11 protein-coding genes, 1 tRNA gene and 2 rRNA genes are annotated in these 15552 nt (G+C 33.7%); 11 read left to right on the top strand and 3 right to left on the bottom strand.

Annotation, left to right across the window (positions count from 1 at the left end):
* Together B0I03_RS12930 and rrf are read left to right on the top strand one after the other, a co-directional pair.
* A 23S ribosomal RNA gene (locus tag B0I03_RS12930) occupies positions 1-91 on the top strand; the annotation flags it as partial.
* A 124-nt stretch (positions 92-215) separates the two neighbouring features.
* Positions 216-325, top strand: a 5S ribosomal RNA gene (gene rrf, locus B0I03_RS12925).
* Positions 326-704: 379 nt separating this feature from the next.
* Here the strand turns inward: rrf and B0I03_RS12920 are convergent.
* Complete coding sequence (locus B0I03_RS12920; RefSeq protein ID WP_111567853.1) at positions 705-1085, bottom strand: hypothetical protein; 381 nt, start codon at positions 1083-1085, stop codon at positions 705-707.
* Positions 1086-1309: 224 nt separating this feature from the next.
* The gene (locus B0I03_RS12915) at positions 1310-2449 is read right to left on the bottom strand and encodes an acyl-CoA dehydrogenase (RefSeq protein ID WP_111567852.1); all 1140 of its coding nucleotides are present in this window, start codon (positions 2447-2449) and stop codon (positions 1310-1312) included.
* Between the two features lie 96 nt (positions 2450-2545).
* Here B0I03_RS12915 and B0I03_RS12910 point away from each other — a divergent pair, with 96 nt between their 5' ends.
* The 8 genes from B0I03_RS12910 (at position 2546) to B0I03_RS12875 (ending at position 9775) form a co-directional block, all read left to right on the top strand.
* Positions 2546-3607, top strand: coding sequence for an anhydro-N-acetylmuramic acid kinase (locus B0I03_RS12910; RefSeq protein ID WP_111567851.1), 1062 nt, complete (start codon positions 2546-2548; stop codon positions 3605-3607).
* A 90-nt stretch (positions 3608-3697) separates the two neighbouring features.
* Positions 3698-4924 carry a Glu/Leu/Phe/Val dehydrogenase dimerization domain-containing protein gene (locus tag B0I03_RS12905; protein WP_111567850.1) on the top strand — a complete coding sequence of 409 codons (1227 nt, stop codon included), beginning with the start codon at positions 3698-3700 and terminating at the stop codon, positions 4922-4924.
* A gap of 13 nt (positions 4925-4937) precedes the next feature.
* Complete coding sequence (nhaD, locus tag B0I03_RS12900) at positions 4938-6311, top strand: sodium:proton antiporter NhaD (RefSeq protein ID WP_111567849.1); 1374 nt, start codon at positions 4938-4940, stop codon at positions 6309-6311.
* A 48-nt stretch (positions 6312-6359) separates the two neighbouring features.
* Complete coding sequence (locus B0I03_RS12895; protein ID WP_111567848.1) at positions 6360-7064, top strand: MotA/TolQ/ExbB proton channel family protein; 705 nt, start codon at positions 6360-6362, stop codon at positions 7062-7064.
* Positions 7064-7459 carry an ExbD/TolR family protein gene (locus B0I03_RS12890; RefSeq protein ID WP_111567847.1) on the top strand — a complete coding sequence of 132 codons (396 nt, stop codon included), beginning with the start codon at positions 7064-7066 and terminating at the stop codon, positions 7457-7459. Before B0I03_RS12895 ends, B0I03_RS12890 begins: the two co-directional genes overlap by 1 nt.
* Before the next feature lie 6 nt (positions 7460-7465).
* Positions 7466-8272 (top strand): energy transducer TonB, encoded by an 807-nt coding sequence (locus tag B0I03_RS12885; protein ID WP_111567846.1) that lies wholly within the window; start codon positions 7466-7468, stop codon positions 8270-8272.
* A 128-nt stretch (positions 8273-8400) separates the two neighbouring features.
* A complete protein-coding gene (locus B0I03_RS12880; RefSeq protein ID WP_111567855.1) occupies positions 8401-9615 on the top strand; it encodes a bifunctional folylpolyglutamate synthase/dihydrofolate synthase in 1215 nt (404 codons plus the stop codon).
* Positions 9616-9697: 82 nt separating this feature from the next.
* A tRNA-Val gene (locus B0I03_RS12875) sits at positions 9698-9775 on the top strand.
* Positions 9776-9884: 109 nt separating this feature from the next.
* Here the strand turns inward: B0I03_RS12875 and B0I03_RS12870 are convergent.
* Complete coding sequence (locus tag B0I03_RS12870) at positions 9885-12860, bottom strand: reprolysin-like metallopeptidase (RefSeq protein WP_111567854.1); 2976 nt, start codon at positions 12858-12860, stop codon at positions 9885-9887.
* A gap of 743 nt (positions 12861-13603) precedes the next feature.
* Between B0I03_RS12870 and B0I03_RS12865 the strand changes: the two genes are divergently transcribed.
* The coding region (locus tag B0I03_RS12865) for a hypothetical protein (protein WP_146603299.1) at positions 13604-15552 on the top strand (1949 nt) is incomplete at its 3' end.

Genomic DNA, 15552 nt, shown 5'->3' with positions numbered 1-15552 from the left:
GGTCGTGGAAGATGACCACGTTGATAGGCTATAGATGTAAAGGCAGTAATGTCATAGTCGAGTAGTACTAATAACCCGTTAGCTTATGTATAAATCTGCGCCTTCGGGCGCAGAGAAACTTTCTTTAAATTTATTTATCTCAGTATGTTAAGATATTGTTCAATTGTTAATCAAACATTACCAATTGAAAAATTGCTCAAAGCAATTTAACCTCTTAAGGTGGTTATTGCGTCGGGGCTCACCTCTTCCCATTCCGAACAGAGAAGTTAAGCCCGACTGCGCAGATGGTACTGCAGTTATGTGGGAGAGTATGTCGCCGCCTTTCTTTTGAAAAGCCCTATCAATTTTGATAGGGTTTTTTTGTTATGTATCATTTTTAGAAAAAATTGATTAAAGATAGCCAACAGAGAAGTTAATCCCGAAGCTTCGGGACGACTGCGCAGATGGTACTGCAGTTATGTGGGAGAGTATGTCGCCGCCTTTCTTTTGAAAACCCTTCATCATTCGATGAGGGGTTTTTTGTTACCAATATTCCGTCCCGATGGGACGAAAATAAGAAATCCTAACTTTTAACGGTTAGGATTTCTTGTTTTTACTATTTAAAAAACGGCATTTCTGAATCATACATCAATGCCGTTTAATCTTTTGCGAACTAGTTAACTAATCCTATTTTAATTTAGGATTTTTGAATGGTTGTAGAGTTACTATTTTGGCATATTCTCAATGTCTTCTCTAGAAAACCCTGCTTTTAAGATGGCTACAGTATCTTTGATTTTTTCGTCTGAATATATTTTTTTAATATTTGTATTACTTGGTAAATAGACAACTTTGTAAAAATCGCCTAACTTTATGTTTTCTTCTAAACCAATCAAACTTTCTGATTTTTTTAGTTTTCCTTCCACGTTATAAATATATTCAAATCCTTTTGTCTTTGATATACCTTTAAATTTAATTACTCTACCAATAGTTTCAATCCCATAATTATTTAATTTAATGTCATTTATATACGACTTTGATATTGAAAATAACACCCATATAGTACATATAGCAATAATGAAGTATGCTAATTTATTATTGTTTCTCATTAAATAATTTTATTTTTCGTAATTAATTCAAATCTAAGTATTTTTAACAAATTATTCAATTGAAAACCAATTCCGCGTTAGGGATAGGAGCATTGTTTGAGCTCTTACTTAAAATTCCTCAGGATTTTAAGTAAAGCGAGTGCGGATAGCCCGACCTTTATGGGAACGCCAATAAAAAAATCCGACTCTTTTAAAGTCGGATTTCTGTATCATTTATGGTTTAACTATTTTACTAAACCTCTTGAAATAACAATTCTTTGAATTTCTGAAGTTCCTTCGTAAATTTGAGTGATTTTTGCATCACGCATCATTCTTTCTACGTGGTATTCACTTACGTAACCATTTCCGCCGTGAATTTGTACAGCTTCGTTTGCTACTTCTAATGCAATTTCTGAAGCGTATAATTTTGCCATTGCGCCAGAATGTGCAATATCTTCACCATTATCTTTTTCGGTAGCTGCTTTGTGAATTAATAATCTTGCACATGTGATTTTTACGTGCATATCTGCTAATTTGAAAGCAATTGCTTGGTGATTGAAAATTGGTTTTCCAAAAGCTACACGCTCTTGAGAATATTTTAACGCTAATTCGTAAGCTCCTTGTGCAATACCTAACGCTTGAGATGCAATTCCAATTCTTCCTCCATTCAAAGTTGACATCGCGAAAGCGAATCCAAATCCGTCTGCACCAATTCTGTTTTCTTTTGGAACTTTTACATCATTAAATAATAAAGTATGTGTATCCGATCCACGGATTCCCATTTTTTTCTCTTTTGGACCTACTTCAAAACCTGGCATTCCTTTTTCTACGATAAGAACGTTAATTCCTTTGTGTCCTTTTGAAGCATCAGTTTGAGCAATTACTAAATAAGTAGAAGCTGTTCCACCATTCGTAATCCAGTTTTTAGTTCCGTTTACTAAATAATGGTCGCCCATATCAATAGCAGTAGTTCTTTGCGATGTTGCATCTGAACCTGCTTCTGGTTCTGATAAACAGAAAGCTCCAATTACTTCACCTTTAGCTAAAGGCGTTAAGTATTTTATTTTTTGCTCTTCTGAACCGTATTTTTCTAAACCAGCGCAAACTAATGAATTGTTTACCGACATAATAACCGCAGCAGAAGCGTCTACTTTTGCAATTTCTTCCATTGCTAAAACGTAAGAAACGCTATCTAATCCAGCTCCTCCGTATTTTGGATCAACCATCATTCCTAAGAACCCAAGTTCACCCATCATTTTCACTTGTTCTGTTGGAAATTTTGAATGTTCGTCTCTTTCAATAACTCCAGGTAATAATTCTGTTTGAGCAAAATCTCTAGCAGCTTGCTGAATCATTAAATGCTCTTCGGTTAATTTAAAATCCATATTATTTAGATGTAATGTTTGATTATTTTGTAATTTCAGGAACCAAATGTAAAGATTAATTACCAAATTTTCAATAACAATTTGTAATTTTAACCCATGTTTAAAGAAAACTACAACGTTATCGGAGTTATGTCGGGCACATCGTTAGATGGAGTCGATTTGGCTTATATAAATTTCAATCATTCAGAGAATTGGACGTTTGAAATTTTTCAATCCGAAACTTTTTCGTACTCGGAAGAATGGCTTACTAAATTGAAAAATGCAATTCATTTTAATCCATCTGAATTAGAAGAATTGAATGTTAGTTATACAAAACTTTTAGCTTCGATAATTTCTGAATTTATATCTAAATATCAACTCACTGAAATCGATGCCGTTTGTAGCCATGGTCACACAATTTTACACCAACCTCAGAACGGATTTACGCTTCAAATTGGAAATATTCCAATGATTCGTGATTTAATTAATCAAACGATTGTTTGTGATTTTAGAGTACAAGATGTGCAATTAGGAGGTCAAGGTGCGCCATTAGTTCCAATTGGAGATGAATTGCTTTTTTCGGAATATGATTATTGTTTGAATTTAGGCGGATTTTCGAATGTGTCTTTTAATGAAAATGGTAACCGAATTGCTTTTGATATTTCGCCAGTGAATACCGTTTTAAATTTCTATGCAAATGAATTAGGCTTTCCTTATGATGATGCTGGAGATTTTGCAAAATCTGGAAATATCAATCAAGATTTATTGCAACAATTGAATGATTTGGAATTCTATGCTTTGCCATATCCAAAATCTTTGGGAATGGAATTTGTAAACGCGAAAATTTTTCCTTTGATAAACTCGTTTTCAATTGATGTAAAAGGCAAACTTCGCACTTTTGTAGAACATATCTCTATTCAAATTGCGAAGATTTGTTCAAAACCAAATTCAAAATTATTCATAACTGGAGGAGGAGCATATAATCGATTTTTAATAGATAGATTACGTAATTATTTACCTACAACCGAGGTTGTAATTCCAGATGATAAAACCATTCAATTTAAAGAAGCGTTAATTTTTGGATTTTTAGGAATTTTGAAATTGCGAAACGAAATTAATGTATTGTCCTCAGTAACAGGAGCTAGTAAAAATCATTCGACAGGAGTTGTATTTAATTGAATGTTATTAAAAACTAAAAATTAGAGTTTAGGCTTTAGTCCTTAAACAGATTATGTATATTTGTAAAACGAATAAAATTTAACCAACACAATGAAAGATTTATTACAAAAATTTGAAAACAAAGAACCAGAAATAGTATTTAATTGGAAAGACCCTGAAACAGATGCAGAAGGATGGACAGTAATCAACTCATTAAGAGGTGGAGCTGCAGGTGGTGGAACTCGTATGCGTAAGGGATTAGATATGAACGAAGTACTTTCATTAGCTAAAACAATGGAAGTTAAGTTTTCAGTTTCAGGACCAGCAATTGGTGGTGCTAAATCAGGAATCAATTTTGACCCAAACGATCCAAGAAAAAAAGGTGTTTTAGAAAGATGGTATAAAGCGGTTTCTCCATTATTAAAAAATTACTACGGAACTGGTGGTGATTTGAACGTAGATGAAATTCACGAAGTAATTCCTATGACAGAAGATTGTGGTGTTTGGCATCCACAAGAAGGTGTTTTCAACGGTCACTTTAAACCAACAGAAGCAGATAAAATCAATAGAATTGGACAATTACGCCAAGGTGTAATTAAAGTGATTGAAAATCCAAATTTCTCTCCAGATGTAAATAGAAAATATACAGTAGCTGATATGATTACAGGTTACGGAGTGGCAGAAGCAGTTCGTCATTATTATACTATTTACGGTGGTGATGTTAAAGGGAAGAAAGCTATCGTTCAAGGTTTTGGGAACGTAGGTTCGGCAGCCACTTTTTATTTAGCACAAATGGGAGCTAAAGTGGTTGGAATTATCGATAGAGATGGTGGCGTTATCAACGAAAACGGATTTTCATTCGAAGAAATTACAACATTATTCTTGAATAAAGATGGGAATAAATTAGTAGCCGATAATATGATTCCTTTTGCTGAAATCAACGAGAAGATTTGGTCAATGGGTGCTCAAGTATTTGCTCCATGTGCGGCTTCAAGATTGGTTACTAAGGAACAAGTAGATAGCATGATTGCTTCTGGTTTGGAAGTTATTTCAAGTGGTGCTAATGTTCCGTTTGCTGATAAAGAAATTTTCTTTGGACCAATTATGGAAGAAACTGATAAAAAAGTAAGTTTAATTCCTGACTTCATTGCAAATTGTGGAATGGCAAGAGTTTTTGCTTATTTCATGGAGAAAAAAGTACAAATGACAGATGAAGCTATTTTCTCTGATACTTCAAACAGAATCAAAAATGCAATTCAAAATGCACATGCTATAAATTCAGATAAAAAGAATATCAGTGCAACTGCTTTTGAAATTGCTTTGAAACAACTTGTATAAAAATAAATAAATCATGGAAGCAATATTAATACTTCTATTCGTTATTGGATATTTGTCAATAACACTTGAGCATCCTTTAAAATTAGATAAAACCGTTCCAGCACTATTAATGGCCTCTCTAATGTGGGCTTTATTAGCTATTGGTTTTCACAAGGGTTGGTTTTCAGTAATTGATGGTTATGGAACAGTTTTTAATATTAATTCCACTGATATTCATCAACAAGAGCATGGTTTTGAAGGTTTACTTTTACATCATGTTGGTAAAGTAGCCGAAATTTTAATTTTCTTAATTGGAGCTATGACTATTGTTGAATTAATCGATTTACATAGAGGTTTTGACGTATTGAAAGATATGGTGAAAACCAAAAGTAAAATCAGACTTTTATGGATTACCGGAATTGTAGGGTTCATATTATCTGCTGTTATTGATAACCTTACAGCTACAATTGTATTGATATCTTTATTGAGAAAATTAGTCCAAAATAGAGAAGAACGTATTTGGTATGCTTCTTTAATTGTTATTGCGGCAAATGCTGGGGGAGCTTGGTCTCCAATTGGAGATGTTACAACTACAATGTTGTGGATTGCTAAAAAAGTAACTGCAGGAGGTTTGTCGGAATATATTATTGTTCCAGCAATTTTATGTTTTATTGTACCATTCGCTTTAGCTTCAAGAATGAAAGTTTTTAAAGGAGAAATTGAAGTTGATGAAAAAAGTCATGAAGATCGTGAGCGATTACTAAGTAGTAAAACGATGCTTTGGTTAGGATTAGGAGCAATTGTTTTTGTACCTATTTTTAAAACTTTAACTCACTTGCCTCCTTATGTGGGAATGATGTTGAGTTTAGCTGTTGTGTGGATGGTATCTGAATATATTCATCCAGAAGATAATTTTGATAAAAGCAGAAAGCATTTATATTCTGCAAATAAAGCTTTATCAAGAATTGAAATATCGAGTATTTTATTTTTCTTAGGAATCTTAATGGCAGTAGCCGCTTTAGAAAGTTTAGTTTTTGGTTCTATAAATGGGCAAGAGGTTGGAACTTTACGTTTTGCTGCTGAAAGTATTTCAAATGCAATACCAAGTATGGATGTTGTGGTAATTCTATTAGGAATTTTGTCAGCTGTAATTGACAATGTACCACTAGTTGCTGCTTCAATGGGAATGTATACTTATGAAATGGATCATTCAATTTGGCATTTCATAGCATATTCTGCTGGAACAGGAGGAAGTATGTTAATTATTGGTTCTGCTGCGGGTGTTGCAGCAATGGGTATGGAAAAAATCGATTTTATTTGGTATTTAAAAAAAATAACTTGGTTAGCTTTCGCTGGATTTATAACAGGAGCAATGGCTTTCTTATTTATAGAACATTATATTAGATAACAATAATTAATTTTAATCTACGTTTTAATTACAAATTAGATATATAGTATGAGTTTATTTCTTCAAGCCGATAGTTTAGCAGTAGCTAGCCAAGTAATAGCAGACGAACAAGTAACAGAAAAAACATTATCAATATGGAGTTTACTTACCAGTGGAGGCATTGGTGGTCAAATTATCATGATTGTTCTATTTCTTCAACTTTTCTTTGCATTGTTTTTGTATTTCGAACGTTTGATGGCAATTAATAAAGCTTCAAAAATAGATGCTAGTTTTATGAATAATATTAAAATGAATATTATGTCAGGTAAACTAGATGCCGCAAAAATGTTATGTGCACAAACTAATTCGCCTGTAGCTCGATTAATTGAAAAAGGAATTTCTCGTATTGGAAAACCTTTGGAAGATATTAATACGGCAATTGAAAACGCAGGTAATTTAGAGTTGTATAAATTGGAGAAAAACACAAGTATGTTGGCAACTATTTCAGGAGCAGGACCAATGGTTGGTTTTCTTGGAACTGTTGTTGGTATGATTCTTGCTTTTCATGAAATGGCAAGTGGAGGAGGTCAAATTGAAGTTGGTGTTTTAGCTGAAGGAATTTATACCGCGATGACCACTACAGTAGTTGGATTGGTTGTAGGTATTATTGCTTATGTTGGTTATAACCATTTAGTTGTAAAAACCAATAAAGTAGTTAACCAAATGGAAGCTAATGCAGTAGATTTCTTAGATTTATTAAATGAACCTGTATAATGAGGATAGGAAAAAATAAAAATAAAGTATCAACAGAATTCAATATGTCGTCAATGACTGACATAGTTTTCTTGTTACTTATCTTTTTTATGCTTACTTCAACAATGGTAACTACTAATGCATTAGATTTAGTATTGCCAAAAGCTAAAGGGAAAACAGATAGTAATAAAAGTACTGCAGTTAGTATTGATGAGGATTTGAATTTTTTTATTGATAAAGAAAAAGTAAACGAAGCCGATTTGGAAAACCAGTTAATCGCTTTGCTTGCAAATGCTGAAAATAAAGCCATTATTTTGCGTGCAGAAAAATCCGTTCCGCATGAAAAAGTTGTTAAAGTGATGGATATTGCTTATCGTAATCAAATTAAAATGGTGGTAGCTGTTAATCCAAAATAATCAGAAATGAAATTTTTAGAAACACCAGAAGAGAAAAAATCTTTCACAATAACGTCAGTTATTTTTGTGATACTTTTTCTGTTGTTTACTATTTTCGGATTAACCTACATGGATCCGCCACCAGAAAACGGAATTGCTGTTAACTTTGGAACTAGCGATACAGGTAGTGGTGAGATTCAACCAACAGAACCAGTGCAAATGTCACCTGATCAAGCACAATCTGAACCTGTTCCGGCAGAAGAAGACGATGTGTTAACTCAAGATGAAGAAGCACCAATTACATTACCAAAAAAAGAAGTTAAAAAACCAGTTGTTAAGCCTTCTGAAAATAAGCCTGTGGTAAAACCTACAGAAACTAAACCTGTAAAGCCAAGTAATAGCGCGCTAAATAGCATTTTGAAAGGATCAAAACAAGATGGAACCACACAATCAGGTCATGGAGATGATGATTCTGGAGGCGATAAGGGTAATCCAAATGGAAGCTTATATGCTAATAGTTTTTATGGAAGTGGCTCAGGAGACGGAATTGGAACTGGAAAAGGAACTGGTTGGGGATTAGCTGGAAGAAAATTATCTGGAAACAGTAAAAGGGTTCAAGATTGTAACGAATCTGGAAAAGTTGTGGTTAAGATTTGGGTAAATCGTCAAGGAAATGTTATAAAAGCAGAACGTTCTCAAGGGACAACTAATACCAATCCTTGTTTAGTAAATCCGGCACTTGAAACCGCAAAAACGTTCAAATGGCAACCTGATGCCAATGCACCCGAAACCCAAATTGGTTTTGTTGTTGTGAATTTTCAAGTAGGAGAATAACCAAGAATACTAATAGTTGGCTCTCTAACCCCGATAGTAATGAAAATCTAATGCGCTAGCATTGATTGTAATGGATAGCGGGAATATGGATGGCAAGAAAGCCCAAATCATTCGTTTTAAATATTAAAATGACTTACAAAGAAACTACAGATTGGATGTTTGCTCAGTTGCCTATGTTTCAAATGCAAGGTGCTTCGGCTTATAAAAAGGATTTGACCAATACGTATTTATTGGTAAAACATTTAAAGCATCCAGAAACTAAATTCAAATCCATTCACGTAGCTGGAACCAACGGAAAAGGGTCAACGTCATCTATGATTGCTTCAATTTTACAAGAAGCTGGATATAAAGTGGGTTTGTACACTTCGCCTCATTTAAAAGATTTTCGCGAAAGAATCCGTATTAATAGTGAAATGATTTCTGAAGAATTTGTTGTGGATTTTATTTCGGTAAATAAATCGTTTTTTGAGGCTAATCAGTTGAGTTTTTTTGAAATGACCGTAGGTTTAGCCTTTGATTATTTTGCGAAGGAACAAGTTGATGTAGTAGTGATTGAAGTTGGGATGGGAGGAAGATTGGATTCTACGAATGTAATTACACCTTTGGTTTCAGTAATTACTAACATAGGTTTTGATCATACTCAGTTTTTAGGAGATACGTTACCAAAAATTGCGTCTGAAAAAGCAGGAATTATCAAATCAAATGTGCCTGTTGTAGTTGGCGAATATTCGGAAGAAACAAAACCAGTTTTTATTGCTAAAGCGAAATTAGAAAGTGCACCGATATATTTTGCTCAAGAGAATCCAGAAGTTATTTATGAATGTGCTTTGTTAGGCGATTATCAAGTTCATAACAAGAAAACGGTGCTTCAAGCTATTGAATTATTACATTCGGAATTTAAAATTGAAGAGAAACATATTAAGTTAGGCTTGAAAAATGTAATTCAAAATACAGGATTACTCGGTAGATGGCAAATTTTAAAACAAAAGCCTTTTACAGTTTGCGATACCGCTCACAACAGTCACGGATTAAAAATTGTATTAAACCAAATTCAAAAACATCAATTTGAAACGCTTCATGTGGTTTTAGGTGTTGTAAATGATAAAGATTTAGACTCGATTTTACCTTTATTTCCAAAAAACGCCAAATATTATTTTTGTAAACCAAATGTGCCTCGCGGATTAGATGCTGATATTTTAAAACAAAGAGCTAGTGATTTTGGTTTGTTTGGTAAAGTATTTAATTCGGTATCAGAAGCTTATGAATCAGCATCAAATTCGGCAAATGATTCTGATTTTATTTACATAGGCGGAAGTACTTTTGTTGTTGCAGAAATTGTGTAAATTTTTTTCAAAAACACTTGCATTTATAAATATTCAGTGTATATTTGCACTCGCAATACGGTAATAGTAAAGCATTTTATTGGGGCGATTAGCTCAGCTGGTTCAGAGCACCTCGTTTACACCGAGGGGGTCGGGGGTTCGAACCCCTCATCGCCCACCAAAATTAAATCCTACAGAAATGTGGGATTTTTTTATGCGTATAGTTTTTGTAAAAAAAAAGCTGTCCAAATTTGGACAGCTTTTTTTTTTAATTATGTTTTTTGAAATACTTATTCTTTAATAAAACGTTTTGAAGCCGCTGAATTACCATCTGTAACTTCAATAATATAAATTGCTGGCATCAGAGCACTTACATTAACAGCATTATTTTCAATAAGACCATCCGCAACTTGTTGTCCCATTAGATTGTAGATTCTGTAAGAAGTTGATTCTTTCATTTCTGTGAAATTAACAATGTCTCCTTTTACTGGATTTGGATACAATTTAAAATCAAGTTTTGATGCTTCATTTGTTTCTTCTTCCTTATTTTCAATAGTAGTAATTTCTTGTGAATTTCTTGTTGCAATCGAAATGATATTGATTGAATAATCTTCAACTTCTCCGTTTGTAAAAACTTCACATACCGAAGGTAATGCGTTGTATTTCATAGAAACTCTCATTCTTGTAGTTCCGGTTAATGCATTTGTAGGGATGTATACAGGGCCACTAACAGAAGAGTTTTTTGATCTAGATTTTGAAAATACAAGTTCTGATGATTCAAATATTCCATTTTGGTTAAAATCTATCCACACATTATAAAATTCTACTCTTACTGTACCCATCCATTTTGGGGTAATCATAATTTTTTCGGTTGAACCTAAGGATACAGAAGTAGACATTGCAGTATAGTTACCATAACCATTATTATTACCCGATATATTATCAATTGTTCCCATAAACACTCGGTTTATATATTCTCCAGAAGTGTTTCCGTTTGAATTACAATATGTTGGAGTAGCCACTAAAGTATTAGCTAAAGTTGTTACATTAACCGTATTACTTGCAAGAGAAATGTTTCCAGCAGCATCTTTCGCTTTTACATAGAAGTTGTAAGTTGTAGATGCATTTAAACCATTAACAGCTAAAGTTGTTGTAGTTGTACTAGTTTTAAAAACACCATTTTGATATACATCATAACCTATAACACTAACATTATCAGTTGAGGCTGACCAAGATAAATTAGTACTTAAAGTTGTAGTTCCTGAAGCTGTAAGTATTGAAGCCGTTGGAGCAGTTGTGTCGGCTACAACTGAACTAGAAATAGTGAAATTGGTATTATTAACATCAAAGAATATGTGATTGCTACCTTTAACCATAATTCGGTTAGTTATGCCAGGAATATTTGGAATTACTACATTTTGAGAACCATCATTTGGAGTTCCAGCTAATAAGGTTGTAGAAAATGTTTGCCCTCCATCAGTCGATAATAAAATATCAACATTTGCACAGTTTACACCATTTGCATTCGTGCCAGCAACTGTCCAATTGATGGTTTGAGTACTTCCTGCAGGATAAGAAATTGCAGTATTTTGAGAGTCTATTGTAAAAGGACCAGCAACACCATCAACAGTTACAATCATGTCGTCTGTATTGTTTGCTCCTCCTCCAATTTTGTTATCTCTAACTGTCAATCTAAAGTTTAGGGTTCTTGCTACACCTGGTAATGTTTCCGAAATAATTCTTGAACCTTGAGTAGAACTCAATCCAGCTAAAATCGTGTTCATATTTGGAAAATAACGTGTTGATGAAGTTGAAGGATTGTATGATCTAAATAGCGGGCCTGTTGTAGCAACGCTTGATGGCACTGTTGTAGTTGCATTTCCTAAATCTAGTTGTTCCCAAGAGTAAGTAAGTGCGTCAGTGCTATTAGCATCTGTAGCAGTGCCTTTTAACATAAAAGGAGTTCCTTTTGGAATTGTATAATCTATTCCTGCATTTGCTACTGGTACCGCGTTACCAGTTAATATAATTGTTGCACAAGTTTTAGTTTTGATTATATCGGTAACTTGTTGAATGCTAATAGAATGAAAATAAGCGTCAGCATATTGTTGAATATCTTTAATAGTTACTCCAGCATATCCCATAATTGTCGATCCACTTCCAGGTTCTAGTTGCGCGATAGTTCCTTCATTTGTATATGTAAAAGTATGGTTGGCTCCTAATTGATGTCCCATCTCATGAGCTAAATAATTAATATCGAAGGTATCACCTTGATTATTAGTAGAATTTGCACAGGTGTAAGCTCTACCTTTAGAATTATCAATGCCAATTGACCCTCTAGCTCCAGCATCTCCGCTATTAACAGTTCCAGCACCTAATAAATGACCAATATCGTAATTAGCTTCCCCAATAGTTGAAGTTAAAATAGTTTGATTTTCTGTTTTCCAATTTGCTTTATTTGCATAATCAGAATAAGGATCTGTTGTCGAATTAGTATAAATAAGTGCGTCGTTATTCGCAATAAGAATTAGTCTAACTCCAAAATCTTTTTCAAAAACACCATTAATTCGAGTCATGCTATTGTTCATTGCAGCTAAAGTAGCAGCTTTTGTTCCTCCAAAGTAAGCTGCATATTCAGCAGTACAAGATAAAGCTAATTTAAAAGTTCTTAATTTTCCATCATCTGCACCTCTTAAATGAGTAGTGTTGTCGTTTGATTGTACCATATTAACAGCTTCATCTATAACATTACACTCAAATTTTTGAAATGCTTTTTTCTTGTCTGATTTTTTATAAACTGAATATGTAATCAAATCGTCCGACACCGGCTCAATAAATACAGCCGATTGATTAGGATATAATGTCATAGATTTGAATCCTAGAGGCGAATAACTGAAATATGCACGAGCATTTGGGTTATCAATCCCAACAGCCATATAAGATTTTATTTCAGGATATTTTGCTGCTAATTCTGGAGCCATAACGGAGTTTTCGTAAACTTTGAAGTTCTCTAATTTGCCTTCTCCATTTGGCAATGTTATAATCAAATTAAAAGTAGTGTTGATGTTTTCTCTTTTTGGAGATGTACCTAACATTTTCTTCATTGTTTTTAAATCTAATTCAAAAATGTTTTTTTGAGGTAAGTCGGTTTTAGTAATTCTTTTGGAAATTTCACTTAAATTACTTTTTTTCCATAAATCATTTTTGTTTTGAGCAGTTCCGAATGTAATTGTAAGTAGTAGAGTAGTAAAAATTAATTTTCTCATAGTCGTTTTCATTTTGTTAACCGCTTCAAAACTAAACATTTAAAAAAATATCATCGATGAAATTAACAAAAAAATCGATGAAATACACTATTTTTAAAATGTTTGTAAGATATAGCCTAATTTTTCGACTCTGTTTTTTAAGAAAAATGTGTAATTATTTGAAAATCAATAATTTTTACTTTTACTTTTCGTAAGAAAATAGTTCAGCAATTTTCGATAAAAAGCTAAAAAAGATTATTAAAGGAATTTTATGTGTTTTTTTTAAGTTTCTTTTCACATTAAAATGTAGTTAAACGAACATTTATATAGTTACATCTATAGCGTTTATTTATAGTATAGAAATTGCTTTTAGTAATTTAAAAATAAATTATAAGTAGTTGATTGCTAATTAGTTGTTAAAAAGTTAAACTTTTAAAAATAGTTTCAAATTATTTAATGGAAATTAAAAATTGATTTAACTTTGTGCCACTAAACCTAAAAATGGGGTTAGTATATAATGTGTTTAATGTGATTGAGAAAGGCTAGTCTTTTCCAAATCATTAACTTATTAGATGGTTCTATTGATTAATTGTGATTGCTATGAGCAATATTTCCCTTACAAAAATCAATTGATAGATTTTCTTTTTACTTTTTACTTTTTTAATTTTTTAAAATTTCAATTCATGATTGGAAAAAGTTCAATTTTATTTGAAGCTCCTTCTATCTGAACTTGCTAATGATATGGTACTTAAAACCGTATTATTATGAAAAAATTTATTCTATTTTATCGCGAAAATACCCGATGTTTGAATGGCTCCACGCCTGATTTGAATGGGGTGTTTAAAGTTTGGCGTAAAGCTTCCTCTTTGTTGGGAGCAGAATTTAATAAAAATTGGTTCTATCGATTTACAATTTTACTTTTAGTATTTGGTCAAGTTACTTTATATGGCCAGTCAAATACAAATAATTCACAATGGGGGAAAAACGGTCCTGCTTCAGCTCCTGTTAGTCCAGTTAATTGGGCAAATGGAAATGCGCAAGCAACAAATTCCCATTTTACAGAAGGACAGTCGATACCTACTCGTATTGAGCTAGATGGACTTACTCCGAATGTCCCTGCATCGGTTACATTTAATATTAATATTATTCAAGGAAGTGATGGACAACATGCTTTCGATTTTTTTACTGGACCTAATCGTATTCAAGAAATTGTTAGTCCGTTAGATGGTTTGGTAGGGTATAATCCAGTAAAATCTACTTATGTATTCCCTATCCCAAATGCAGGTAATACAGGTGGAGTTCCAGCGGGTTATTATAATGAAACAGCTCTAAAAATGGCATGTCAACAGAATGCAGATGCTGCTTTCCCAGATAAGAATTCCATTTGGATTTATAATGGAACTGTTTCAAATATTACCTACGTATGGGGAAATGAAGATGGCTCAAGTACTCAACAGACTTATTGTACAGTAACATTTACTCCTACTTCAACAAAAGCATTATTGGTATTAGGATGTCATATTGCCGCTGAACCTTCTTTTGCTTGTGCTGGTTGGGGGGCTGGAAACGGAGCTTCAACAATTAGTGGCTCTCCATATCACTTTCATATTGATAATATATGTTCGCCACTCAGTAACTGTGTTACCTTAGGAAGTCAAGATCAACAAATGGCATCTAACACAATCATTGTGCCGCCAACATGTTCAGTAACTCCTTCATCTGCCGAAATATGCGCAGGTGCAACAGCTATTTTTACCGCATCGGGAATTAATGGTTCGGGAGGTGCTCCTTATGCTTTTGCTTGGACAGGTCCAAATGGATTTAGTGCCTCTACAGCTTCAATAAATGTTGGTGTAGCCGGAGTATATTCTGTCATAGTGAGCGATAGTGATGGTGTTCCAGCCGAGGCTCCTTGTACGGTAAATTTGGTTGTTAATGATAATCCTGTTCCATCTGTAGCAGATGAAGAAGCTTGTGTTGGTTCTACGGCAACTTTCAGTACTACATCAACTCCTGGTTATTCTTATCAATGGTATCTGAATAATGTTTTGATACCTGGAGCAACAAATAATAGTTATACAACTCCGATTTTATCTTTAGCTGATAATGGGGGCATATATAAAGTAATTGTTGTTGATGGTAATCATAATACCGATTGCGACGGAGAAGACTCTGGTATTTTAACCGTAAATGCTCTACCAACTGTTGTTGCTAATGACGCAGAAGTTTGTACAGGATTTACAGTTCAATTAACAGCAAACCCAGCAGGTGGAACATGGAGTGGTGCTAATGTAAGCGCATCCGGATTGTTTGATGCTTCAGGTTTAGCTGCAGGACCATATAATGTTACGTATACTTATTCAGATGCAAATGAATGTACGAATAGTGATGGCGCGGTTGTCACCGTAAATGCTCTACCAACTGTTGTGGCTAATGACGCAGAAGTTTGTACAGGATTCACAGTTCAATTAACAGCAAACCCAGCAGGTGGAACATGGAGTGGTGCTAATGTAAGCGCATCCGGATTGTTTGATGCTTCAGGTTTAGCAGCAGGACCGTATAATGTTACGTATACGTATTCAGACGCAAATGAATGTACGAATAGTGACGGCGCAGTCGTCACCGTAAACGCTCTACCAACTGTTGTTGCTAATGACGCAGAAGTTTGTACAGGATTCACAGTTCAATTAACAGCAAACCCAGCAGGTGGAAC

Origin of the sequence: Flavobacterium aquaticum, assembly GCF_003259835.1 — a bacterium.
GTDB classification, from domain to species: Bacteria; Bacteroidota; Bacteroidia; order Flavobacteriales; family Flavobacteriaceae; genus Flavobacterium; species Flavobacterium aquaticum.
The sequence above is the reverse complement of the archived record's forward strand: the minus strand, read 5'-3'. Positions and strand labels throughout refer to the sequence as shown.